Here is a 23,512-nt window from a genome sequence, read left to right as displayed (position 1 = left end):
CTTCTCCCCCGAGTCCGGGCACGGTCATTCGAAAGTCCGTCTCACACGGAGGTAAGTCATGAAGATCATGATCGCCTATGACGGCTCACGTAACGCCAAGCTGGCACTCGCCCAGACGGTCGGCATGTTCCGCTGCAACGCGCCACTGCTGATGCTGGTGGGCGTCGCCGAGAACCCGCGCGATGCCACCGACGCCAACGAAGATCTCTTCCAGGAGGAGGTCGACGAGCTCAAGAAGGCGCTGCAGGAAGGCGCCGACTTCGCCACCCGGGAGGGTTTCGACGTCGACTGGAGCCTCGCCGAGGGGGATGCGCGCAAGATGCTGCTGCACGCCACCCAGAAGCATCGGCCCGATCTGTTGATCATCGCTCGCCACAGCAACAAACCCGATGGGGGCATCATCGCCCAGTCGTTGAGCTACTTCGTCGACGAACTCGACTACATGACCTTCGGCAGCGTCAGCTCCTTCCTCGCCCGGCGAGTGGAGTGTCCTCTGCTGATCTTTCCCAGCCCCTGAAACCGGATTCCAGGCTCCTTCCTTCGCGAGATCAGGATGACACGACCATGAAAGTCGCCGACCTATTCAAGTTTCGCACCCCCGAGATCCGGGCCCTGCACCTGACCTGGATCGCCTTCTTCATCACCTTCTACGTCTGGTTCAACATGGCGCCGCTGGCCAGCAGCATGCTCAAGAGCGTGGACTGGCTGACGGCGGACGACCTCAAGCTGTTCGCCATCTGCAACGTGGCGCTGACCATCCCGGCACGCATCATCGTGGGCATGGCACTCGACCGCTTCGGCCCGCGCCGGGTGTTCTCGGTGCTGATGGTGAGCATGTCGATCCCTGCCCTGGTGTTCGCCTTCGGCGATACCATGACCCAGCTGCTGGTTTCCCGCCTGGTGCTGAGCTCCGTGGGCGCCAGCTTCGTGGTGGGCATCCACATGACGGCGCTGTGGTTCAAGCCCAAGCACATCGGCTTCGCCGAGGGCTTCTACGCCGGCTGGGGCAACTTCGGCTCCGCCGCCGCCGCCATGACCCTGCCGACCATCGCCATCACCTGGTACGGCGGTGCCGATGGCTGGCGCTGGGCCATCGCCCAGAGCGCCATCGTCATGGCCGCCTACGGCGTCTACTACTGGTTCGCCATCACCGACGGCCCCGATGCCAAGGCGCACCGCAAGCCACGCAAGGCCATGGCCATGGAGGTGAGCAGCTGGGGCGACATGATCAAGCTGATCCTGTGGACCATCCCGCTGGTGGGCGTGCTGGGCATCCTGGTGTGGCGCATTCAGAACCTGGGCTACCTCTCCACCACCGGCGCCGTCATCGCTTACCTGGCCATCGTCGCCGTGGTCGCCTACCAGATCGTGCAGATCCTGCGCGTCAACGTGCCGATCCTCAAGAAGGGCGTACCCGAGGACGACAAGTACTCCTTCAACAGCGTGGCCGCGCTCAACAGCACCTACTTCGCCAACTTCGGCGCCGAACTGGCGGTGGTCTCCATGCTGCCGATGTTCTTCGAGCAGACCTGGGGGCTCAGCGCTGCCGTCGCCGGCCTGATCGCCGCCTCGTTCGCCTTCATCAACCTGGTGGCACGCCCCATGGGCGGCCTGGTCTCCGACCGCCTGGGCAACCGCCGCTTCGTGATGCTCAGCTACATGTTCGGCATCGGCGTCGGCTTCGTACTGATGGGACTTCTCGACTCCAATTGGCCGCTGATCATCGCCATCGCCATCACCATCTTCACCTCCTTCTTCGTGCAGGGGGCGGAAGGGGCGACCTTCGGCATCATTCCCTCGATCAAACGCCGCATCACCGGGCAGATCTCGGGCATGGCCGGGGCCTACGGCAACGTCGGCGCGGTGGTCTACCTGACCATCTTCACCTTCGTCACGCCCACTCAGTTCTTCTACATCATCGCCACCGGCGCCTTCCTCAGCTGGCTGATCTGCCTGCTGTGGCTCAAGGAGCCCGAAGGCGCCTTCGACGAGGAGTACTTCGTCTCCTCGGTGGACCGCATGATCGAAGAGCAGGAGCAGGCACCGCCCAAACCCCAGCAGGGGGGATAGTACGACCTGGCGTGCGATGGCCGCTCCGGCGGCCGTCGCACGACATCTTTCGAACCGCAAAGGAGACAGCATGGCTTCGCAGCGCTTCAAGCAGTATTCAGTGCTCGCTGCCAACACTTTCGCCTTCACCATGTGCTTCATGGTGTGGACGATGTTCGGCGAGATCGGCGTGCCCATTGCCGAGGAGCTCGGCCTCAACGGCACGCAGTTCGGCATCCTCACCGCAATCCCCATCCTCACGGGTTCGCTCACTCGCCTGCCCCTGGGGGCCATGACCGATCGTTACGGCGGCCGCCCGGTCTTCTTCATCATCCTGGTGCTCATCGTGCCGGCCATCTGGATGGTGCAGTTCGCCACCCAGTACTGGCAGTTGCTCATTCTCGGCACCCTCATCGGCCTGGCCGGCGGCTCCTTCTCGGTGGGCATCACCTACACCGCCAAGTGGTTCGAGAAGGAGCGCCAGGGTCTGGCCATGGGCATCTTCGGTGCCGGCAACGCGGGCGCCGCAGTGACCAAGTTCATCGCCCCCACGGTCATCGTGGTACTGGGCTGGCAGGCGGTGCCCAATATCTACGCCGCCATCATGCTGATCACGGCGATCGTCTTCTGGTTCTTCACCTACTCCAACCCGACGCATCGCAATGCCGACCGCGTTTCCCTCCGCGAGCAGGTCAAGGTGCTCAACGATCCCAAGGTGTGGAAATATTGCCAGTACTATTCGGTGGTGTTCGGCGGCTACGTGGGCGTCTCGCTGTGGCTGACCCGCTACTACATGAACGAGTACGGCCTGGGAATCCAACTCGCCGCACTGATCGCCACCATCTTCGTGCTGCCCTCAGGGGTGATTCGCGCCTTCGGCGGCTGGCTCTCGGACCGCTTCGGCGCCCACACCGTTACCTGGGGGTGCATGTGGGCGAGCCTGGTGGCCCTGTTCATCATGTCCTATCCCGAGACCCAGTATCGCGTGACGACCACTGGTGGCGAGGGCATGGTGGAGTTCGGCTTCGGCATTCCGGTATGGCTGTTCACCGCCGCGCTGTTCGTGGTGGGCATCGCCTGGGGCATCGGCAAGGCTTCGGTGTTCAAGTACCTCTCCAACGACTATCACGAGAACCTCGGTCTGGTCTCCGGCATCGTGGGGCTAGCCGGCGGCCTGGGCGGCTTTCTGCTGCCGATCATGTTCGGCGCCCTGGTCGATCTCACCGGCGTGGCCACCACCGTGTGGATGCTGTGCTTCGGCGTGACCTTGGTTTCCATCGTGTGGATGTGGTGGACCGAGCGGCGAGTGCCGATGCTCACCCGGGACGAGCACCATCAGGCGACCGTGATCGAGACTCCGCCCCGGGCCTGAGTGCGACAATCTGCCCGAGCCAATACCCGACCCCTCTGCTCAGGTATTGATCCGTGACAAGGACAGCGACAGCATCCTGCGGCATAGTGTCGATAGTCATGCTTCGATGGGCCTAGCCTTCTGGCGAGGCCGACGTCCAACCGGCAACCCAGCCCCCTGGAGGTGGCCATGTCCGCACCATCCGCGCCCCTGCCTTCCGATGCCATTCCCGCCGAAGAACGCGGCAAGAAGCTCGCCGCCGTGGTCTACGTGCTGTTCCTGGGCAGCGTCCTGACGGTGGTCACGGCGCCGGTTGGCGTCCTCTTGGCCCACCTGCGCCGCCGCCATGCCGCCGACTGGGTGGCCAGCCATCTGCAGTTCCAGATTCGCACCTTCTGGTTGGGCATCGCCGGTGCGGTACTCTGCCTGCTGGCCTGGCAGCTGCTCGGCTGGCTCCGCCTGCCCGCCTGGGCCCCCTGGGCATTGGGTTACGGCTTCTTCACGGCCTGCCTGATCTGGATGGTCGGGCGCTGCGGCGTGGGCATCAACCGCTTGATGAGGGGGCTGTCCATCGAGGCCCCCAAGAGCCTATGGCTGGGCGGCGCCTCCGTCAGCCTGCGCGACTGACGACGGAGACCCATCATGAACGCATCGGTCACGACTCGCTCCGCGCCGCTTTCCGCCCGCTCGACCGCCGTCACCGCCATCGCCTGGGGCTTCATCGCCTTTGCCGTGGTGACCGTCGCCCTGCTAGGCCTGGCCCTGCTTCCCGGTGACCGACTGGCGCTGGTCCTGGCCGTCGAGCCCGGCAGCGGCGGCCTGACCGGCGGTGTCGCCTGGCTACTCGAGCGCAGCCAGGCCCTGGCCGTGCTGCTGCTCGCCGGCGCCCTGCTCACCCTGTGGCTGGCCATCGCGCTGCTGCAGCGCCGCCCCTGGGCGCGACGTGCCTTTCTCGCCCTGCTCGCAACGGGCTTCGTCGCCGTGCTGGGTGGAGCCGCCTTGACGCCGCTCACCTTCAGCTTGCTGCCCGAGGCCGCCACCAGCGCTGCGGTGGATCGCAGCGCCCCCACTGCCGGGCTCACCGGTACACTGAGCGCCATCATCCTCATCGCCACACTGCTGGCGGTGCTGTTCGCCTGGGCAGGGTGGAAGCTCGGCTCCCCCACGGTCCGCCACGAGTTCCGGCCACAGGAGGGTTGAGCGTGTCATCCCGCGAGCGTCACGCAGCGCACGCCCTGCCCAACCCCGGCTGGGGACCGCTCTCCGCATTACCCGGCAACCCGCTGATGTGGGTGCTGATACTCAGTGAGATGCTGGTCTTCACGGCCTTCTTCGCACTCTACGCCTGGCAGCGCGCCACCGACGTGGCCGCCTTCAATGCCGCCCAGCAGGCCCTCGACCCGCTGATGGGCGGGCTCAACACCCTGGTGCTGCTGACCAGCGGGCTGTGCGTGGCACTGGCCGTGGAAGCCATCTCCCATGGCCAGCGGCGACGCACCCGCCAGTGGCTGGCCGCCAGCATGGCACTGGGCGTGGTGTTCGGCGTGATCAAGGTGATCGAGTATGCCGACAAGTTCGCGGCCGGCATCACCCCCGACACCCATCTCTTCTTCGGCTTCTACTACGGTCTGACCGCCTTCCACTTCGCCCACGTGCTGTTCGGCCTGGGGCTGCTGGCACTGGTGACCTGGCGTACCAGCACCGACAATGTGGAGACCGCCGCTGCCTTTTGGCACATGGTCGACCTGATCTGGATTTTGCTCTACCCGCTTATCTATTTATTGCGCTGAGGGCTCTCTACTGCGCTACCCCCCGTCACCGCCCTGAAAGCGGCCCGACCCGATGAGGTGATAATGACCACTTTGCCCGGCACCCGCCGCCTGCTCGCCACCTGGCTCACGCTGATGGGGCTGACGCTCGTCGCCATGCTCTCGGCGCGGCTCGATCAGGGCAGCTGGGCGCCGCTGCCGCTGTGGTCGGCCGGACTGGTACTCGTGGTCACCGGTTTCAAGGCCCAGCGGCTGCTGATGGTCTACCTCAATCTGCGCGCCGCCACGCCGGCCTGGAAGGGTACTTTCATAGGGCTGGTCATCTTCACCCTGGCGCTGATCGGTGCCGGCTATGCGGCGCCGCGGCTGGGACTCGCCTGAAAGCCGTTGGCGTGGTCCCAGCGATCAACGCCGAGATGAGCTGGAATCGGAGCGGGAAGTCCCCGGCGAGGGCGGCGGTTTGCGTGCCCACGCCTCGAGGACGCGGGCCAGGCGCATCAGGCCGTAAACGATGAGGGGCACGAGCAGCATCAGCCCCACCCCCCAGTCGCGGTTGTTGATCAGCCAGGCCAGGGGCAGCACCACCGCCAGGCCGATGGTGAGCCCAATGGCAACGGCAATGGCGAGACGGGGATTGGTCATGGCCATGTCTCCTCAGGTGCCGATGATCTGACGGTAGATGCCCGGCAGCGCCAGCGACAGGTGCTCGGGGCGATTGAGGATGGCGTAGCTGCCGCGCCCGAACAGGTGCGGCACGTAGCGGTGGCCTTCGCTGTCGACGGTCACGCCGAATACCTTGACCTCCTGCTGACGCGCCTCAAGCACCGCCTTGCGGGTATCCTCGATGCCGTAGCGCCCTTCATAGTAGTCGGTATCGTTGGGTTTGCCGTCGGTGAGTACCAGCAGCAGGCGATGGCGGTTGGGGCGTTTGGCCAGCTCCTGGGTGACGTGACGGATCGCCGGCCCCATGCGCGTGTAGTGACCGGGGCGCAGCGCGGCGATGCGGCGCGCCACCCGATCGCTCATGGTCTCCTCGAAGCCCTTCAGGGTGTTGACCCACACCTTGTGGCGGCGATGCGAGGTGAAGCAGTGGATGGCATAGTCGTCACCGCAGCCGGCCAGGCCGTGCCCCAGCACCAACAGGGCCTCCTTCTCGACGTCGAGGACGCGCCGATCCTCGAGCCAGGCTTCGGTGGAGAGCGAGACGTCGATGAGGATCGACACGGCGAGATCGCGCGCCTGCTCGCGGGCCGACAGGTAGATCCGGTCACTGGCTTCGCCGGTGGCGGCCAGATCGCAGCGCGAACGGATCACCGCATCCATGTCGAGGTCACTGCCGTCCAGCTGGCCGCGCAGGATCTCGCGACGTGGCCGCAGTGCCTCGAACTCGCGGCGCACGCGGCGAATGCGTCGCCGGGTCGCTTCATCGGGCTCCCACTGTTCGCCCTCCTCGCTCTGCACATCGCTGTGGACGACGCAGTGGTCCGGCAGGTAAACCTGCTTGCGGTGGTGCCACTCAGGATAGGTGTGGCGCCCCGCCAGGCGACCTCCTGTCGCCTCGTCCGGTGCCAGATCAAGGTCGAGCTTGAGCCGCGAGGCCGCCTGCTTGCGGTTGGGGCTGAGCACGATCTCCTCCATCTGGTCGGCCGCCTCCTTGGCGGTCTCCTCCTCCTCGTCCTCGACGTGGCGGTTGAGGTTCACCATCTCGGCCCAGGAGAGCATCTTCTCTGAGGCGTTGAGCATCAGCGGGTCGTCGCGGTCGGCTTGATCCTGCTCGCGGCGGTCGGCCTGGCGCTTGCCGGCATCGTCTTCCGGTTGGTTGCGACGCAAGGCGATCTCCGCATCGTCGGCGGTGTCCTCGCGAGCGCCGTCACGGGTACCCAGCGACACCACCTGCCCCCACAGCGGCACCGGCAGCGGTGGCCGATAGCCCCGCGGAGCCTGGAAGTCGGCCAGTGACAATCCGTCATCGACGACGGCGCGATGCATGGCGGCGGCCCAACCGTCGTCATCGGGCACCGGACCACCGAGCTGGGCGAGCAGCGCTTCCTCCAGCGCCGCCTCCATGGGCGGCAGGCGCTTGCGCTGAGGGCGAACCTCGCGCAGCGACTGGCACAGCCGGGCGTGGCGCTCGGCCAGGCCCGGAAAGCGTTCGAGCACCCGCAGGGTGGTACGACGCGTCGTACGCAGTGCCAGTAGATCGTTCTGCAGGGGGTCGGGGGCAACCTCGACACGCTGGCCCGACGCCAGGTAGGCGGTGAGCCAGATGTAGAGGTCACGGTTCAGAGAGGCGTCGGCAAACAGCGCGATGCGCGGCGGCAACAGCAAATGCTCCTCGTCACGGCGCGCCTGGTCCAGCGCCTCTTCGTCGAGACCCAGACGCTGTCGTAGCGACAGCCGGTGACGAGAGTTGCGCCGGGCGATGGCGGCCACCTCGATACCGGACTCGCCACCGCCACTGCGAAAGAAGACGCCGAGCAGCGTACGCAGATCGTCCAGATGCACCGCCGATTCGGGGTGATCCGGATAGCTGGCCGCGCTGGAAGCCCAGCGGTGCCAGTGGCGGCCGACGAACTCCTCGACCTCGAGAAAGTCCAGCATCATCAATCTCCTGAGCGAGAAGACGTTAATTCATGTCGGCGCTCTTTGCTCGGGACTAGCCCGGCGGCAGGCCCGCCCCCGATACACCTCGCGATAAGGCACCGTCTTACCCAAAGGTTGCCTTGATCGATTCCAGCAGCCCTTCCTGAACGTCCTGATCGTCGGAGAGCGGTTCCACCAGGGTCGCCTGGGTCGCTTCGAGGATCGGCATCCCTGCGGCGATCAGGGTCGCACAATAGACGAGAAGACGCGTAGACACGCCCTCTTCCAGATCCTGGCCCTTCATGGCGCGCAGCCGCGAGGCCAGGTTGACCAGGGCAGCGCAGCGATCGTAAGCCAGGCCGCTCTCGCGGGCGACGATCTCGCACTCTGCCTTGGGGGGCGGAAAATCGAACGACATCGCCACGAAACGCTGGCGGGTGCTCGGCTTGAGCGACTTGAGGATGTGCTGATAGCCGGGGTTGTAGGAAACCACCAGCATGAAATCGTCCGGCGCCTCGAGCAGCTCGCCGGTGCGTTCCAGCGGTAGCAGGCGACGGTCGTCGGTCAACGGGTGCAACACCACGGTGACGTCCTTGCGTGCCTCGACCACCTCGTCGAGGTAACAGATGCCGCCCTCGCGCACGGCGCGGGTCAGCGGACCGTCGACCCAGCGCGTTTCGCCACCCTGCAGCAGGTAACGACCGGTGAGGTCGGCGGCGGTGAGGTCGTCGTGACACGAGACGGTGAACAGCGGCCGCCCGAGCTTCGCCGCCATGTGGCTGACGAAACGGGTCTTGCCGCAGCCGGTCGGCCCCTTGAGCAGCAACGGCAGTCGCTGCTGGTAGGCCTGCTCGAACAGCGCGCATTCGCTGCCGACCGGCTCGTAATAGGGCAGCGTCTGCTCGACGGCAGGATCGCTGGCAATGGCGGTATCGGACATGGTCACTCCAGGAGAAGGGTCGACGGGGCGCAAGCGCCCCGTCGACGAGCACTCACTCGGATGCAGTCAACGGCGCGCTGGTGGCAGGCACCTGCTCGCGTGACGGACCGAAGAAGGAGTAGAGCAGCATCACGGCAGCCACGGTCACCGCGACGCCAGAGCCCAGACGCATGATGTAGAAGAGGTCGAGCTGGCTCTGCACCTCCATGTAGTTCATGCCCAGCACCCGCTGCAGGTGAGTCTGAACGACGCCGGCAAAGGTCAGGGTGAAGGTCATGAAGCACATGGCCGAGGTCATGATCCAGAAGCCCCACATGTTCATCACCTGGTTGTACGGCTGCACGCGACGCAGCTGCGGCATGGCGTAGGTGATGATGCCCAGGATCAGCATCACGTAGGCACCGTAGAAGGCCAGGTGGCCGTGCGCCGCAGTGACCTGGGTGCCGTGGGTGTAGTAGTTGATGAACGACAGAGTGTGCATGAAGCCCCACACGCCGGCGCCGAAGAAGGCAATGGTCGGACAGCCCAGTGCCCACAGCATGGCCGCCTTGTTGGGATGGTTACGGCTGCCTTTCCAGAACATGTAGAAGGCGAACACCACCATGGCGAAGAACGGGATCACCTCGAGGGTGGAGAAGATGCTCCCGATGGGCTGCCAGTAGCTCGGCGCACCGATCCAGTAGTAGTGGTGTCCGGTACCCAGCAGACCCGAGAACAGCGACAGGCCGACGATGACGTAGAGCCACTTCTCGATGACCTCGCGGTCGACGCCGGACATCTTGATCAACAGGTAGCCGAGCAGCGAGGCCATGATCAACTCCCACACGCCTTCGACCCACAGGTGCACGACCCACCACCAGTAGAGCTTGTCCACGGCGAGGTTCGAAGGATTGTAGAAGGCGAACAGCCAGAACACCGCCGCCAGCCACAGGCCCAGCATCAGCACCAGGTTGATGGCCGTCTTGCGCCCCTTGAGCAGGGTCATGCTGGTGTTGAATAGGAAGATCAGATAGGAAATGGTGATCAGCACCTTGATCCAGAACGGCTGCTCGAGAAACTCGCGCCCTTCGTGGATGCCGAACTGGTAGCCGACCAGCGCCGCTGCACCGGCAAAGGCGAAGATTGCCAGCTGCAGGTAGGCAAGCCCTGGGCTGTGAATCTCCTGCTCGGCCTCTTCGGGCATCAGATAGTAGGTGCTGCCCATGAAGCCGATCAACAGCCATACGATCAGCAGGTTAGTATGGCTGACACGCATGATGTTGAAGGGCATCACTTCAGCCATGAAGTTGGGTGCGATATAGACGGTGGCCGCCAGCAGACCGAAGACGATCTGCAGTGCGAAGAGCGCCATGGCCACCATGAAGAATGGCAAGGCCACCTTCTGGGTTTCGTATTTCATCGGTATCGTTCTCCTTGCATCATCAACCCGGACTCACGTCACGCCGCTCAACCCGCGGGGTGCGGTGGCCAATCCTGGTCGTCGATGGAGTCGGTCCACTTGAGGAAGTCGATCAGCGCATTCATCTCCTCGTCGCTGAGGTCGAAATACGGCATCTGGCGACGCCCTTCCGCGCCGGTCGGCTGGGCTCGCATCCAGGCGGTCAGTGCCATGCGTGCGCCTTCCGGGTTGTCGTGGCCGCCATAGCGCTCCCAGACGTTGGCCAGCTCCGGCGCGAAGTAGGCACCCTCGCCCATGATGCTGTGGCAGTTGATGCACATGTTCTCTTCCCAGACGTGCTTGCCGAGCTCGACGGAGTCGGTCAACCCCTCTTTGTCGGTGGACGTGTTGACCATGTACCAATGGCTATGAGCCGTCAGCGCGGTAAACAACAGGAAGAAAAACAGCGAGCCGCCATAGAAGATATTGCGGGCCGCTGCCTTGGTGAGGCCTTCGGTCATGGGCCATCCCCCCTTGCTTGCTTGGCATTTGCGGGACCCGCAGCCGTCATCGACCGGTCCCACCCCTTTTTCTAAACATGCATTTATGATGCATGTTTAGAATAGCAGGAGCCACCCCGCCCGGGCATTGACCTTGGTCAAATTGGAGGAAAGAAGCGACACCGCCGCGATCATGGCGCCGCCTGGCGACTCGCGACACGATGTCGCAGGCCGACCGGAGAAATCCAGCACATGCGACTCAGCTCTCGACGATATCGTCGATCCAGGTCAGCGATGCAACGCCGGCCGGCAAGCCCAGCGTGGGTACGGCCAGCAGGGCAACCTGGCGCAACGCTTCGGGCTCGATGCCCTCACGCAGGCCTCGCCGCACATGGGAGTGAACGGCGCCCTCGGAGCCGGCGCCTGCCGCCAGGGCGAGCTTGACCAACCGGCGGGTGCGCGCATCCAGTGGCCCACTTTCGGCGCAGCGTTGACCGAGAGTCTCGAACGCCTCCCATACCGCCGGATATTCCTCGGCCACCTTGCCGGCACCGCTGGGGAGAGAGTGATCGCTCATGGGTTCATTCTTCCTGGCGAGTGAATCGTTGACGCGCCCTCAGTATAGACACCCGTGACGCGTCAGCCAGCTGACAGGATCGCCAACCAGGAGAGCGGGTGATGAGCGACGGCAGCCCCCACCATGTAGGCGAAGGCCGCTACTGCTGCCACCGCCGCCACGGCTCGGGTGACGGGGCGGCGTCCGCGCTTGATCGCCAAGGTGCCCAGGCCGATGTAGAGCAGTAGAGCGACGAGCTTGGCGGCAAGCCAGAGGTGCTGGTGAGGCCACATCGACAACATTACCATCAGCAATATCCCGAAGGTGAGCAGCAGCGTGTCGTTGACGTGAGGCAACACCTTCACCCAGCGGCGCTGCAGAATCGATGCCTGGCGCACCGACCACACTGCGCGCACCAGGAAGAACGCCAGGCTCAGCGTCACGGTCAGCAAGTGCAGATGCTTGATCGGCAGGTAGTACTCCAGCATGGTCGACTCCAGCTGCGGGCTGCGGGCAGAATCGTCACTCGAAGCTGGCGCGAGGTGCAGGCAGGCTAGCCGTCCTGGCCATCGGCACGCGACGACAGCAATGGCACCGTATAGTGGAACAGGAAAACGCCGTAGGCCAGACACCAGAAGATGATGCCCAGGTTGTAGGTCCAGTGGGTGATCTGCGGAAACAGGGCCAGCACCGGCGAGCGCAGCAACGCGGCCGCCACCATCAATCCCAGCGCCACGCCGATGCCCGGCAGGGTACGGATGGGACGCGCGGTGTGGCCAAGCGCAACGCGCGACATCATGGCCAACATCATGGTGCCCATGCCACCGATGGTCAGGGCATGCACGGCGAGTTCGGCGCGAAAGCTGCCCAGCTGCGAGAGCGCCCACATGGCCAGCCCAATCGGTATGAACGCATAGCTGACATGCAGTCCCCACAGCAGCGGTTCACGCCAGCTCGCCAAGCCATCCCAGCGCGCCAAGCGTAGCCCATTGGCCACTGCCGCCAGCCCCATGAGGGCAGCCAGCAAGGGCGCCGGCAGCGTCAGCCCCAGCATGGCCAGCAGTTGAGCCAGCACCAGTGCCATGACGCTACCCAGGCTGGCGTATTCCAACCCCGGAATGGGTGCCTTCCTCGGTCGTCCCAGGCGATTGGCCGTGAACATGGCGATCACTCGACCGCCGACCACCACCATCAGCAGCGTGATCAACAGCACCGCCAGATAGGACGCCTGGCGGATGAGGTCGGCATCGCCATTCATCACGCCGAGGTGCATGGCCAGGTTGGCAATGAAGAGCAGTGTGAGCGCGGGCAGGAAGACCAGGTTGCGCCAGCGCTTTGCAGCAATGACCAGGCGCGCCATGACCGCCGCCACCGCTGGCAGAAAGAGCAGATCGACGAATGCCAGCAGCCAGGCCGGCAGCCCCAGGGGAAAGGCCATCAGCAGTCGCGCCGCCAACCAGGTGGCCACCAGCGCCAGCAGCGGCCCTCCCTTGAGGCTCGGCAACCCCGTCCAGTTCTGCACCGCAGTGAGCAGAAAACCCGCGACCACGGCCATGGCAAAGCCGAAGAGCATCTCGTGCTGATGCCAGAACATCAGCCCGCCGTAGGGGCGCAACAGGATGTCACCGTGCCAGAAGGCGAACCACACCACCATGGAGAGGACGCTGAACAGCGCCGCCAGCAGGAAGAAGGGGCGGAAGGCCAGACGCGCCACGGGCAGGCGCGCCAACGTGGTAGAAGACAGGGAAGACGAAGAGGACGGCATGGTCGCGATACCTGAGTAAAACGCTTGGACATGCGCATTGTGCGCCAACTGACGCGCGGCTTCCATGACAAGTATCAAGAATGCTTCTTACGAAGAGTGGCCGTCGCCGGAACGGGCAACCGAAGTCGGCTGACGGCTTTGCGTCTCAGTGGCTGGTTCCTTCCTCGTACTGCGTCTTGTTCCATACGTTGTACTTGCCCGAAGGCTTCTTCATCGGCATGCGGTCGAGCTCCTCCAGCGTCTCGGCGTCGATGCGCAGCAGCGCGCCGTCGTCGTCCCAGATGCTCAGCAGCAGGGTCTCGCCGTCGCGATCGAACTCCACATGGGCGGCCGTCTTGCCGGGCTCGGGAATCAGCGTTTCGGCGATCTCCAGCGTCTGCTTGTCGATCACGTGAATGCGGTCGTGGTTGGGGCCGAAGAAGACGTCCACCCACACGTAGGGCGAGTTCTCGTGGCTGCGCATGAAGAAGCCCGGCCCGTCGGTCTCGATGTGGGTGATCAGCGACCAGTCGCTCATGTCGAACACCGACACCAGCCCCTTGTCGATGTGCGGGATCGCCATCACCCGGCGCCCGTCGAGTTCCCAGGTGGTGCCGGCGCCCAGGTGGGGCATGCCCTCCAGCGGCAGGTCGGCCACCTTTTCCTCTGCATCCATGTCGAACACCACGCCACCGCCGCCGTCGCCGCGGGATGCACCCACCAGGTAGCGGTACGACTGATCGAAGAAGAAGTCATCCATATAGTCCGGCGCCGCCATGCGATGCAGAGCGAAGTCGCCGACCAGCGGCTCGTCACCTTCGGCACGCTGTTCGGGCCAGCGGACCTCCCAGATCTCGGGAATGTCCTTGAGGGCGGCGACGAAGCTATTGCGCGGCGGCGCCGTGTACACCGCGCTGACCCGCGAGGTCTCGCCGTTCTCGGCCTCCACCGGCAGGGTGGCGATCAGCTCGAGATTGCGGGCATCGAACAGCACCAGGGTGTGCGGCAGGTAGTTGGCGGCCATCACGTAGCGGCCATCGGCCGAGACGGCGATATTGCGCATGTTGATGCCGGCACGCACCTCGGCGGTGACTTCGAGGTTGTAGATGTCGTACTTGGTGATCCAGCCATCGCGGGAGCCGAAGTAGACGTAACGGCCATCCGGCGTGTACTTGGGCCCGCCATGCAGAGCATAGCGGCTGGGAAAGCGCTCGATGCGCTCGAAGGTGTCGCCATCAAGCAGGCTGACGTGGTGGTCGCCCGTCTCCACCACGATGAAGAGGTTCTTGAGATCCTCGACCTCGAACCCCGGTTCGTCGGGCAGACTCCCGTAAGGATGATCGACGACATGGCTGGCGAGGATGTCGTCATCCGTCCAGGTCGGTTCTTCCTCGGGCGGCTCATAGATCCACTCGGCCAGTGCGGCGACTTCGTCATCGTCGAGCAACGCACCGAAGGCCGGCATCTGCGTGGCCGGGCGACCGTCACGAATCACCTCCTGGGCCGCGTCGGGCTTGAGTCGCGATAGGTTTTCCGGCAGCAACGCCGGCCCGATTCCGCCCAGCCGCCCCACGCCGTGGCAGGCGGAGCAGTGCTGGTTGTAGAGCATGTGCGGATCCGGCGTCTCGGCCAATGCTGGCGATGCCATCACGCCGAGCCCCCACAGGGCTCCGGTCAACAGAGTCGTCACGGTGATGCGCAGGTTCACAGTGCCAGCCTCCCCATGGGCGGTTCCTCCATCGCATGCCGGGTCAGGTTGGTCATTGCCGGCGCCAGATGATCGGCCAGGCGAACCACCTCGCCCACCACGATGAGGGTCGGCGGGCGGAACGCCTCGCGCTCGATGACCTCGACAACATCACCTAGAGTGGCCAGTACATGGCGCTGCTCGGGGGTGGTGCCGCGCTCCACCAGCGCTACCGGATGCGAGGCGGGCAACCCATGGCGTTGCATTTCGCGACTGATCAGTTCGGCGTTGGCCAGCCCCATGTAGAACACCACGGTGTGATTGGGCACCGCCAGCGCCGACCAGTCCAGCGCCAGTTCGCCGTCCGCCTTGGCGTGGCCGGTGACGAAGGTGACGCTCTGGGCGAAGTCGCGATGGGTGAGCGGAAAACCCGAGTAGGTGGAACAGCCGGATGCCGAGGTGATGCCCGGCACCACGCGAAAGCCGATGCCATGCTCGATGAGGTACTCGGCCTCCTCACCGCCGCGGCCGAAGATGTAGGGGTCGCCGCCCTTGAGACGCAGCACCCGCTGTCCGTCGCGGGCCAGGCGCACCAGCAGAGCGTTGGTTTCTTCCTGAGGCAGGGCATGGTGACTCGCCGCCTTACCGACGTAGAAACGCTCTACGCCGGGGCTCGCCAGCGCCAGCACTTCCTGGGAGACCAGGCGGTCGAAAACCAGGCAGTCGGCCTGCTGCAGCAGCGACAGGGCACGTAGGGTCAGCAGGCCCGGGTCGCCCGGCCCGGCGCCGACGATGGCGACCTCACCAGGCGCCAATGGCGCCTCGTCGAGGTCGAAACTCAGGTGTCGCGGTTGGCGGTATGTCGTCATGGTCGGCCTCTCCCCGAAGCGTCAACGCGGTCTTGTCTGGTCGGTCTTGTGTCATGTTATGGCGCAGCTATAGCTCGATGGCCTGAATGGCATCGTAGGGCGCGGCCACGCGACGTGCGCTCCCCTCGGCAACGCCGATCTCCGGGTTGCTGAGATAGCAGCCGGGATCCTCCTCCCAGGGATCTCCGCTTACCTTCCAGGCGCGCACCCGGGTATTGCCGTTGCAGATGGCCAGAAAGCCGCACTCGGCGCAGCGCCCCTTGAGCGGCCGCGGGCGCTGCCGGAAGCCACGCATCAGCGGGTCGGTGGTATCGCGCCAGATCGCCGAGAAGGGGCGTTCCCGAACGTTGCCCAGGTCGTGGTCCCACCAGAAGGTATCCGGGTGGACGTGGCCCAGATTGTCGATGTTGGCGATGTACTCGCCGGAGGCGTTACCCCCCCAGTTCAGCAAGCGCTGTTCCAGGGCATCCGCCTGCTCGGGGAAGTGTTCACGCGCCCACATCAGCAGGAAGGGACCGTCGGCGTCGTTGTTGCCGGTGACGTACTCGCGTTCGATGCCACGCTCGAGTTCGCTGCGGCAGTGATCGAACAGCCGCGTCATGGCATCGCGGGTCATCTGGTGCCAGGCATCCTGCTTGCTGTGGCGCCGCCCGCGACCGCCGTAGTTGAGGTGCGAGAGATAGAACTTGTCGACGTCGTGCTCGTCGAGCAGCGCCAGAATATCGCCGAGCTGCTCGTAGTTCTCACGGGTCAGGGTGAAGCGCAGCCCCACCTTGATGCCGCGCTCCTTGCATAGCTTGACGGCATGCATCGACTCGCGGAACGCCCCCTGGCGCTGACGGATGACGTCGTGAGTGGCCTCCAGTCCGTCGATGCTGATGCCCACGTAGTCGTAGCCGACGTCGGCGATCTCATCGATGTTGTCTTCGGTGATCAGGGTGCCGTTGGTGGACAGGCCGGTGTAGATGCCCAGCGCCCGGGCGCGGCGCGACAGGTCGAAGATATCGGGGCGCATCAGCGGCTCGCCCCCCGAGAGGATGAGTGCCGGCACGCGAAAGCGGTGCAGGTCGTCGAGCACTGCCATGGCTTCCTCGGTGGATAGCTCGCCGGCGAAGTCGATGTCCGCCGAGGTGGTATAGCAGTGCTTGCAGGTGAGATTGCAACGCCGGATCAGGTTCCAGATCACCACCGGGCCGGGTGGCTTGTGGGCCGGCGGCACTGGGGTCGGTTCGACCAGGGACTTGATGTAGCGGGTGACTCGGAACATGAGACTCTCCTCGAAAGCGGCAGCGTCTAGCGCGACTGGCCCTGCCGGTCGGAGCGGCCGGCCAGGCGCAGCCCGGTCTTCTTGAGAATGCGCGAGCTGTAGAGGATGCGATGGTCGCGGCAGGCCGCACCCAGACGCTCACGTAGCCGTGCGGCCTGCTGCTCCACCTCCTCGCGGGTTCGTCCATGCAGCATCACGAACAGGTTGTACGGCCATTCCGGCAGGTGGCGCGGGCGGCGGTAGCAATGGCTGACGCCGGGCAGCGTCGCCACTTCGCGACCCAGCCGGTCGACGTGCGCATCGTCCACGTCCCACACCGTCATGCCATTGGCCACGTAGCCCAGGCGATAGTGGTTGGGCACCGCAGCCACGCGGCGGATGATCCCGGTCGCCAGCATGCGCACCATGCGCTCGCGCACCGCCTCGCCCGACAGTCCGAGCGGCTCGCCCACGGCGCGCCACGGATCGGGAACCAGCGGCAAACCGGCCTGGGTGGCCACTACGATGGCCCGGTCGAGGACATCCAGCCCGTCCTGCCGGGGAGGGTTGCTCACCTCGGTTTCAGACGGGCAGGTGGAGACGGACATGGAATTCCTCCTGCTTGGGCATGTTGTAGACGGGCAGGCCCGTAGCCGCCTCGATCTCGGCGACCACCTCATCGATGCGCATCGGCGTTTCGGTAGCCAGCACGAACCACATGTTGAGCCGATGCTCGCGGCGATAGTTATGTGCCACTTCGGGAAATGCGTTGACGAGCTCGGTTATCCGCGGGTAATCGGGTTCAGGCACCGCCAGTGCGGCCAGGGTCAGGCCCCCGCCCAGCCGCTCGGCGTGATACATCGGTCCGAAACGGCTCAGCACGCCGCTCTCCAGCAGCCGCTCGAGGCGGTAGAGCAGTTCGCCCTCGGAGAGTTCCAGCTCGGCCGCTACGGCAGCATAGGGCGCCGCCACCAGCGGCAACCCATCCTGCAGGCGGTTGACGATACGTCGATCGGCGGCATCCAGCGTGGCTGGCTCAGGCCGGGTGATGGGCTCGGCGCTCATGGCTCGATTCCTCTTGGGTAAAGCGGCCGCCACACTGCTTGTAGGCCCGGTGACTGAACAGCACGCTATGGGGGATGGCCTCTAGGCCCTGGCGGACGACGATGTCGGCAAGCTGGGCTTCGACCTGCTCGCGGCGGGTGCCGTGGATCATGCAGAACAGGTTGTAGGGCCAGTCGGGGCGCCGCGGACGCCGATAGCAGAGCGTGACGGCCGGCTCAGCGGCCAACCGCTGACCCAGCTCGCCCACGGAGCCATCGGGCACGTCCCACACCACCATAGCGTTGGCGTCGATACCCAGGGCACGGTGGCGCACCACCAGGCCCAGGCGCTTGATCAGACCCTCGGCCTGCCAGCGCTCGACGCAGGCCAGCACCTCGCCCTCGGAGAGCCCGCACTGCTCGGCCAACGCCTGCCACGGACGCGCCGTGAGTGGCAAACCTTGCTCGAGCCGGGCGCGCAGCTGGCGCTCGGCCGCCTGGCGAGACACGATATCGCTCATACGCCCTCCAGCTCGTACCAGGGAATGGGAAAGCCGAGGTCGATGTGGAACGCCTCGAGCATGGGCAAGCGCAGCACCGGACGGCCCAGCTCGGCTTCCAGGGCATCGAGTCGGGCGTCGAGCTGCGACTCGTCTGCCGCCGTCATCACGAACCACAGGTTGTAGCGGTGCTCACGGGCGTAGTTGTGGTTCACCCCGGCGTAGTCGCTGATACGTGCCGCAACGGTATCGCGTTCGGCCTCCGGCACGGCCACGGCAGCCAGCAGACTGGCCCCGGCCCGGGCGTGGTCGAACACCGGGCCCACTCGACTCAACACACCTTCGGCGGCCAGACGTTCGAGCCGCGACAGCACCGCCGCTTCGCTCACCCCGAGCCGCTCGGCCATGGCCGCAAAGGGGCGTTCGCACAACGGGAGGTCGCGCTGATAGGCGTCGATGAGGTGTCGGTCGAGGGCATCGAGTGCGACCATTGGGCAGTCACCGGGGTCGAGTGGAATGATCTGGCTCAGTGGTATCTTACATGCCACATTCACTCGGGAAGCGATGATCGCCGCTGCCGTTGACACAGGTCAAAAGAGGTATCCTCCATATGACTTTTCCACAGGCGCGACACGACAAACCCCACTGCCATTGACGCCGGTCAAAGCAACGCCTCCGCGCCGGCGGGACACTCGCTCGAGCGTCCTTCGCCGACGCTCAGACCATTCTGCATCGCGAGGCTTTCCATGCACTTGCTGCCCCTGCTGCTCTGCGCTCTCCTGATACCGCTGGTGGCCCAGGCGGAACCGCAGGCCCCCGACGCCGAACGCCAGGCCGAACTGGAGACGCTGCTCTACCAGGATTGCGGCTCCTGCCACGGCATGACGCTGCGCGGCGGGCTGGGCCCTGCCCTACCCCGCGACCGCATGAACGAATACAGCGTCGAAGCGCTCAGCCACCTCATCCTCAGCGGCATTCCCGGCACCGCCATGCCGGGGTGGGGAGCGCTGATCGATGAGGCCGACGCACGCTGGATCGCCGAGCACCTGCAGACCGATAACCCCCTTGATACGGTGGATTCGCAGGAGTGACCCTGCGCCGCAACAGGCCAATCCGGCCAACCAGGAGAGACCCGATGCCCATTACCGCTTCGCTCAAGACCCTGCTCGTCGCTGCTGGCCTGGCACTGCTGGCGGCCACTCCGGCGCTGGCCGATGCCAGTGGCGACGATACCCCGTCACTGCGCGGCACTGGCGATCTCGGCGTGGTGATCGAGCGCGCCACCGGCAGCGTAGCGCTGGTCGACACCACCGAGAAGACCGTACTGCAGCATGTCGACGGCTTCGGCGACCTCTCTCACGCCTCGGTGAAGTTCAGTCGTGACGCCCGCCATGCCTTCGTGTTCGGCCGCGACGGCGGGCTCACGCGCCTCGACCTGCTCACCGGCGAGATCGATGGGCGTGTCATCCAGTCCGGCAACAGCATCGGCGGCGCCATCTCCCAGGACGGCCGCTACGTCGCGGTGGGCAACTACGAGCCCGGCGGCGTCAAGGTGTTCGATGCCGAAACGCTGGAGCTGGTCGCCGACGTACCCGCCGACTATGAAACGGACGAAGGCGAAACCGCCCAGGCCAAGGTGGTGGGCGTGGTGGACGCCCCCGGTAACCGCTTCGTGTTCAGCCTCTTCGAGGCGAACCAGATCTGGGTGCTGGACATGAGCGGCGACGCGCCGGAGGTGACCAAGTACCGCGACATCGGCAGCCAGCCCTACGACGCCCTGATCACCGCCAACGGCCGTTACTACATAGCGGGGCTGTTCGGCGAGGACGGCATGGCGCTGCTCGACCTGTGGCACCCCGAGAAAGGCGTGCAGCGCATCCTGCCCGACTACGGCCGCGGCGAGGAGCGCCTGCCGGTCTACAAGATGCCGCATCTGGAAGGCTGGGCCATGGCCGGCGACCAGGCCTTCTTCCCGGCGGTAGGACGCCACGAGGTGCTCGTCGCCGACACCGACGACTGGTCGCTGACCGACCGCATCGAGGTGCAGGGTCAGCCGATCTTCGTGATGAGCCGCCCCGACGAACGCCAGGTGTGGGTCACCTTCGCCCACCCCGACAACGACGCGGTGCAGGTCATCGACAGCCGGACTCACGAAGTGATCGAGACCCTCTCGCCCGGCGATTCGGTGCTGCACAAGGAGTTCACGCCGCGCGGCGAGCACATCTGGATCTCGGCCCGCGACAGCGATACCGTCACCGTCTACGACACCCGCACCTTCGAGAAGCTGGCCACTCTCGAGGCCGAATCGCCCAGCGGCGTGTTCTTCACCTACCGGGCACATCGCATCGGTCTGTAAGCGCGCCGGCAAACGCCAGGGCCCGGGTCATCGACCCGGGCCCTGCTGTTGGGATCGCCGCTGCGTGATGCTCATCGGCCTCAGCGCATTACCCTCAGCGGCACCGCAGAATAGCCGCCGGCCGGGAACTTGGCGCGTACGGCCGGTTTGTCCGGCACCGGTGACAGATGCACGGTATGGGCCAGCAGCGCCTCCATGAACAGCTCGAGCTCCATGCGTGCCAGCGGTGCGCCGGGGCAGACGTGAACGCCGGCACCGTAGAGCAGGTTGTCCCCGGGATCGCGGTCGAGGCGGAACGCGTCCGGGTCGCCGAACACTGCCTCGTCGCGGTTGGCCGAGCCCCACAGGATGGTCAGCCGCTCACCGGCGGGAATGCGTCGCCCGCCGATCTCCACCGCCCGCGTGGTGCGTCGACGGTTGGACATCAGCGGCGCATCGATGCGCAGGATCTCGTCGATGGCCGCCGGCAGCAGCCCGGGCGACTCCCGCAGTCGTGCCTGGAGCTCGGGATGAGCAGCGAGATAGCCCATCAGTATGCCGATGCTGGCCGAAATGGTGCCCAGCTCGCCCACCGTCCAGTTGCGCAGGATGCTGACGATCTCTTCATCGGTGAGCGCTCGCCCCGCCACGGTTTCGTTCATGATGCGGGTGGTGACGTCGTCAGGCGCGGCCTCGCCAGCGGCGCGACGGGACTCCAGCAGGTCGCGAATCACCCCGTCGAACTCCAGTGCCAGCTCGCCCAGCGCCTGACGGTCGCCGGCCAGGGTGGCGGCGTGCTGGCGGCGCGTCCAGTCGCGCAGCGGCTCATGCAGGCTCGTCGGCCAACCCATGAAGGCGCACTGGATCTCCAGAGCGAAATTCTGGCCCAGCTCGGCCATGGCCTCGATCTCGCCCGATTCGGGCAGGCGGGCCACCAGACTCTCGGCGATCTCACGACAACGCGGCTCGAACGCCGCCATGGGTCCGGGGCCGAAATAGGGCTCGATGAGACGCCGGAAGCGAGTGTGCTCGGGCGGATCCATGGCATTGGGCACGGAGAGGTGCCGGCTCGCCGCGTTGCTGAAGGTGTCGTGATCCTCGAGCACGCGCTTGACGTCGGCATGACGGAACAGCGACCACTGCAGGTAGTCGCTGTAGGCCACTGGGCAGCGACTGCGCATGGCATCGTAGGCGGCGATCTGATCGCGCTGTACGAACTCGGCGCGCGGATCCCAGTCGGGTTGCGGGGTCTCGCTCATCGTCACTCCTTAACGGGTGTCTGCAGAGGATCACAGGAAACCAGAAGTCGGCCAAAGCCGTATTGATGCATGTCACTTGCCACAAATTCAGGCGTTTGCCCGGAACGGGAAAGACGAGCCCATGACGATCACGATAAGTCGGGCCACCCAGGCAGTTGGAACTCCTCCTGCAGGTGGCGCAGCTCCGGCTGGTGCAGTCCGGCGACCGCCTCGACCAGCCGCTCTCCCTTGGGCAGCAGATGCACCTCGCTGCGTCTGCGGTCATGGCGTCCGGGGCGGCGCTCTACCAAGCCCAGTTGTGCGCAGCGATCGACCAGCATCACCGTACCGTGGTGCTTGGCCTGCAGCCGCTCGGCGAGCTCGCCAACCGTGGCCCACTCGCGCTCGGCGAAGCCTTTCAAGTGCAACAGCAATTGGTACTGCAGCGCGGTCAAGCCGTGCCGCTGGCAGATGTCCTCGCTGGCGCGCAGAAAGCAGCGCAGTCGATAGCGGAAGTGCGAGAGCCGTTCGAAATCCTGCTTGCTCAGGGCGTCGTCACTCATGGGCGGCTCCGATGCTGGGGTTCTGGCTACCTTGACAGGCCAGGCAGCAGCGCCTAGAAATTAATCATATCATGCTATGATATTTTACACTGCCCCCGACGAAACAGGAAACCACCATGAACCCCATCACCGTGATTCAGCTGCCTTTCACTCGCCAGGCGGGCTGGAAGGAGTTGCAGCGTCGCAAGCCCTCGATCGCCGTGCTGGCCTGGTGCCTGGTGCTGCCCATGTCGCTGCTTCCGCCGGTACTGCTCTACTACGCCGGTACGCATTACGGCGACGATTTCGTGGCCGGCTTCGGCGAGCGCGAATGGCGCTTCATCACCACCATCTTGCTGCTGGCCGAGCTGCTCACCTTCTGCGTGATGGGCTGGCTGATCCATGCCGTGGTCAACGGCACCCGCGAACTGTCGATCGGCTATCAAGACGCCTATTTGCTGGCCGCCCTGGCGCCGCTGCCGCTGTGGTCTTCGGCCATCGTGCTGCTGATTCCCAGCCTGCTGCTCAACGCCCTGGCGGTGCTGGTGGCACTGGGCATCTCCTGCAGCCAGGTCTACCACGGCCTTCAAGCGCTGTGCGCGCGCAGCGACAACGACGTGACGACCATGTCGGCCACCTACACCATCATGGCCGCCGGGGTGCTGGCCTGGGGGCTGCTGATGGCCATCGTCTGGGCGTATTGAGGCGCAACGCTTGGCCACGATGCAGCGAGGCCCCGGTCATGGCCGGGGCCTCACTGCAGTGGAACGGCGGTCTATCGCGCCTGTCGGGTCAGTCGCGCCAGTAGCCGTTGGCAGCTGCGACCGTCTGGAAGTGGGTGGCAATGACCTGGGATACGGCAATCAGGCTATCGGCGTCCTCGGCATACTCGGGGCGCAATGCCTGGCGTACCTCGCCATCGGTCTGAGTCGTCGCTACCCCTTTCTGCGACAGAGTCACCGCCAGAGCGAACCCCGCCTGCGGCGTTTCCGTGACCAGACTGGGTAGCCAGCTCTCTGCCTCACCGTCGCCGTGCTCATCGGCCCAGACCGGGCCTCCCAACACGCTCGCTCCCAACAGAGTGGAGAACAGTACGGCCAGCGGCATGCGTCGCTGCATCATCACGGGTGCGGTCATCTCGCAACCTCCTCGTCGCTTGTCGTTGTGGTGGTTCGGTATCGG

The 23,512-nt window shown here is 65.4% G+C and carries 28 protein-coding genes; 10 read left to right on the top strand and 18 right to left on the bottom strand.

What is annotated here, in order from left to right:
- Nucleotides 1-58 precede the first annotated feature (58 nt).
- The 7 genes from GFD32_RS13965 to GFD32_RS13935 all read left to right on the top strand — a co-directional run bounded on the left by GFD32_RS13965 (nucleotide 59) and on the right by GFD32_RS13935 (nucleotide 5,550).
- Entirely contained in the window at nucleotides 59-517 is a 459-nt protein-coding gene (locus GFD32_RS13965) for a universal stress protein (protein ID WP_163577217.1), read from the top strand.
- Between the two features lie 47 nt (nucleotides 518-564).
- Entirely contained in the window at nucleotides 565-2,070 is a 1,506-nt protein-coding gene (locus GFD32_RS13960) for an MFS transporter (protein WP_163577216.1), read from the top strand.
- A 70-nt stretch (nucleotides 2,071-2,140) separates the two neighbouring features.
- Nucleotides 2,141-3,421 (top strand): MFS transporter, encoded by a 1,281-nt coding sequence (locus GFD32_RS13955; protein ID WP_163577215.1) that lies wholly within the window; start codon nucleotides 2,141-2,143, stop codon nucleotides 3,419-3,421.
- A gap of 168 nt (nucleotides 3,422-3,589) precedes the next feature.
- Nucleotides 3,590-4,027, top strand: coding sequence for a DUF4870 family protein (locus GFD32_RS13950; protein WP_163577214.1), 438 nt, complete (start codon nucleotides 3,590-3,592; stop codon nucleotides 4,025-4,027).
- A gap of 15 nt (nucleotides 4,028-4,042) precedes the next feature.
- Nucleotides 4,043-4,600 carry a hypothetical protein gene (locus tag GFD32_RS13945; protein WP_163577213.1) on the top strand — a complete coding sequence of 186 codons (558 nt, stop codon included), beginning with the start codon at nucleotides 4,043-4,045 and terminating at the stop codon, nucleotides 4,598-4,600.
- Nucleotides 4,601-4,602: 2 nt separating this feature from the next.
- The gene (locus GFD32_RS13940) at nucleotides 4,603-5,190 is read left to right on the top strand and encodes a cytochrome c oxidase subunit 3 family protein (protein ID WP_240455661.1); all 588 of its coding nucleotides are present in this window, start codon (nucleotides 4,603-4,605) and stop codon (nucleotides 5,188-5,190) included.
- Nucleotides 5,191-5,253: 63 nt separating this feature from the next.
- Entirely contained in the window at nucleotides 5,254-5,550 is a 297-nt protein-coding gene (locus GFD32_RS13935) for a hypothetical protein (protein WP_163577212.1), read from the top strand.
- A 24-nt stretch (nucleotides 5,551-5,574) separates the two neighbouring features.
- On the opposite strand, the gene GFD32_RS13930 is transcribed toward GFD32_RS13935, so the two are convergent.
- The 15 genes from GFD32_RS13930 to GFD32_RS13860 all read right to left on the bottom strand — a co-directional run bounded on the left by GFD32_RS13930 (nucleotide 5,575) and on the right by GFD32_RS13860 (nucleotide 18,706).
- On the bottom strand, nucleotides 5,575-5,811 hold the full coding sequence (locus GFD32_RS13930; RefSeq protein WP_163577211.1) for a hypothetical protein: 237 nt from the start codon (nucleotides 5,809-5,811) through the stop codon (nucleotides 5,575-5,577).
- 12 nt (nucleotides 5,812-5,823) lie between these two features.
- Entirely contained in the window at nucleotides 5,824-7,770 is a 1,947-nt protein-coding gene (locus GFD32_RS13925; RefSeq protein ID WP_163577210.1) for a nitric oxide reductase activation protein NorD, read from the bottom strand.
- A gap of 106 nt (nucleotides 7,771-7,876) precedes the next feature.
- Nucleotides 7,877-8,692, bottom strand: a complete 816-nt coding sequence (locus GFD32_RS13920) for a CbbQ/NirQ/NorQ/GpvN family protein (RefSeq protein WP_163577209.1) — start codon at nucleotides 8,690-8,692, stop codon at nucleotides 7,877-7,879.
- Nucleotides 8,693-8,744: 52 nt separating this feature from the next.
- A complete protein-coding gene (locus tag GFD32_RS13915; protein ID WP_163577208.1) occupies nucleotides 8,745-10,091 on the bottom strand; it encodes a cbb3-type cytochrome c oxidase subunit I in 1,347 nt (448 codons plus the stop codon).
- 47 nt (nucleotides 10,092-10,138) lie between these two features.
- Nucleotides 10,139-10,591 (bottom strand): c-type cytochrome, encoded by a 453-nt coding sequence (locus GFD32_RS13910; RefSeq protein WP_163577207.1) that lies wholly within the window; start codon nucleotides 10,589-10,591, stop codon nucleotides 10,139-10,141.
- A gap of 238 nt (nucleotides 10,592-10,829) precedes the next feature.
- Nucleotides 10,830-11,147 (bottom strand): carboxymuconolactone decarboxylase family protein, encoded by a 318-nt coding sequence (locus tag GFD32_RS13905; RefSeq protein ID WP_163577206.1) that lies wholly within the window; start codon nucleotides 11,145-11,147, stop codon nucleotides 10,830-10,832.
- A 62-nt stretch (nucleotides 11,148-11,209) separates the two neighbouring features.
- Nucleotides 11,210-11,614: a SirB2 family protein gene (locus GFD32_RS13900; RefSeq protein ID WP_407081080.1), complete on the bottom strand. Its 405-nt coding sequence runs from the start codon at nucleotides 11,612-11,614 to the stop codon at nucleotides 11,210-11,212.
- 65 nt (nucleotides 11,615-11,679) lie between these two features.
- Nucleotides 11,680-12,891, bottom strand: a complete 1,212-nt coding sequence (locus GFD32_RS13895; protein ID WP_163577205.1) for an NnrS family protein — start codon at nucleotides 12,889-12,891, stop codon at nucleotides 11,680-11,682.
- 145 nt (nucleotides 12,892-13,036) lie between these two features.
- The gene (locus GFD32_RS13890; RefSeq protein ID WP_276208810.1) at nucleotides 13,037-14,578 is read right to left on the bottom strand and encodes a nitrite reductase; all 1,542 of its coding nucleotides are present in this window, start codon (nucleotides 14,576-14,578) and stop codon (nucleotides 13,037-13,039) included.
- Nucleotides 14,575-15,426, bottom strand: a complete 852-nt coding sequence (gene cobA / locus GFD32_RS13885; protein ID WP_163577204.1) for a uroporphyrinogen-III C-methyltransferase — start codon at nucleotides 15,424-15,426, stop codon at nucleotides 14,575-14,577. Before cobA ends, GFD32_RS13890 begins: the two co-directional genes overlap by 4 nt.
- A gap of 67 nt (nucleotides 15,427-15,493) precedes the next feature.
- Nucleotides 15,494-16,693 (bottom strand): heme d1 biosynthesis radical SAM protein NirJ, encoded by a 1,200-nt coding sequence (gene nirJ, locus GFD32_RS13880; RefSeq protein WP_163577203.1) that lies wholly within the window; start codon nucleotides 16,691-16,693, stop codon nucleotides 15,494-15,496.
- 26 nt (nucleotides 16,694-16,719) lie between these two features.
- A complete protein-coding gene (gene ahbB, locus GFD32_RS13875) occupies nucleotides 16,720-17,280 on the bottom strand; it encodes a siroheme decarboxylase subunit beta (protein WP_163577202.1) in 561 nt (186 codons plus the stop codon).
- Nucleotides 17,255-17,737, bottom strand: coding sequence for an AsnC family transcriptional regulator (locus tag GFD32_RS13870; protein WP_163577201.1), 483 nt, complete (start codon nucleotides 17,735-17,737; stop codon nucleotides 17,255-17,257). Before GFD32_RS13870 ends, ahbB (GFD32_RS13875) begins: the two co-directional genes overlap by 26 nt.
- A complete protein-coding gene (ahbB, locus tag GFD32_RS13865) occupies nucleotides 17,709-18,236 on the bottom strand; it encodes a siroheme decarboxylase subunit beta (protein ID WP_163577200.1) in 528 nt (175 codons plus the stop codon). Before ahbB (GFD32_RS13865) ends, GFD32_RS13870 begins: the two co-directional genes overlap by 29 nt.
- Nucleotides 18,233-18,706 carry an Lrp/AsnC family transcriptional regulator gene (locus tag GFD32_RS13860; protein ID WP_163577199.1) on the bottom strand — a complete coding sequence of 158 codons (474 nt, stop codon included), beginning with the start codon at nucleotides 18,704-18,706 and terminating at the stop codon, nucleotides 18,233-18,235. Before GFD32_RS13860 ends, ahbB (GFD32_RS13865) begins: the two co-directional genes overlap by 4 nt.
- Nucleotides 18,707-18,961: 255 nt before the next feature.
- On the opposite strand from GFD32_RS13860, the gene GFD32_RS13855 reads away from it, so the two are divergent.
- On the top strand, nucleotides 18,962-19,306 hold the full coding sequence (locus GFD32_RS13855) for a c-type cytochrome (RefSeq protein WP_163577198.1): 345 nt from the start codon (nucleotides 18,962-18,964) through the stop codon (nucleotides 19,304-19,306).
- Between the two features lie 44 nt (nucleotides 19,307-19,350).
- Nucleotides 19,351-20,571 (top strand): cytochrome D1 domain-containing protein, encoded by a 1,221-nt coding sequence (locus GFD32_RS13850; RefSeq protein WP_163577197.1) that lies wholly within the window; start codon nucleotides 19,351-19,353, stop codon nucleotides 20,569-20,571.
- Between the two features lie 80 nt (nucleotides 20,572-20,651).
- Here GFD32_RS13850 and GFD32_RS13845 read toward each other — a convergent pair whose 3' ends face one another.
- Nucleotides 20,652-21,809 carry a cytochrome P450 gene (locus GFD32_RS13845; RefSeq protein WP_163577196.1) on the bottom strand — a complete coding sequence of 386 codons (1,158 nt, stop codon included), beginning with the start codon at nucleotides 21,807-21,809 and terminating at the stop codon, nucleotides 20,652-20,654.
- Nucleotides 21,810-21,937: 128 nt separating this feature from the next.
- Entirely contained in the window at nucleotides 21,938-22,351 is a 414-nt protein-coding gene (locus GFD32_RS13840; RefSeq protein WP_163577195.1) for a MarR family transcriptional regulator, read from the bottom strand.
- Between the two features lie 116 nt (nucleotides 22,352-22,467).
- On the opposite strand from GFD32_RS13840, the gene GFD32_RS13835 reads away from it, so the two are divergent.
- Nucleotides 22,468-23,034 (top strand): YIP1 family protein, encoded by a 567-nt coding sequence (locus tag GFD32_RS13835; RefSeq protein ID WP_163577194.1) that lies wholly within the window; start codon nucleotides 22,468-22,470, stop codon nucleotides 23,032-23,034.
- Between the two features lie 88 nt (nucleotides 23,035-23,122).
- Here the strand turns inward: GFD32_RS13835 and GFD32_RS13830 are convergent, their stop codons facing one another.
- Nucleotides 23,123-23,467: a hexameric tyrosine-coordinated heme protein gene (locus tag GFD32_RS13830; protein WP_205599134.1), complete on the bottom strand. Its 345-nt coding sequence runs from the start codon at nucleotides 23,465-23,467 to the stop codon at nucleotides 23,123-23,125.
- Between the last annotated feature and the right edge of the window lie 45 nt (nucleotides 23,468-23,512).

It is taken from the genome of Halomonas faecis, assembly GCF_010993975.1.
Taxonomy (GTDB): Bacteria; Pseudomonadota; Gammaproteobacteria; order Pseudomonadales; family Halomonadaceae; genus Halomonas; species Halomonas faecis.
The sequence above is the reverse complement of the archived record's forward strand: the minus strand, read 5'-3'. Positions and strand labels throughout refer to the sequence as shown.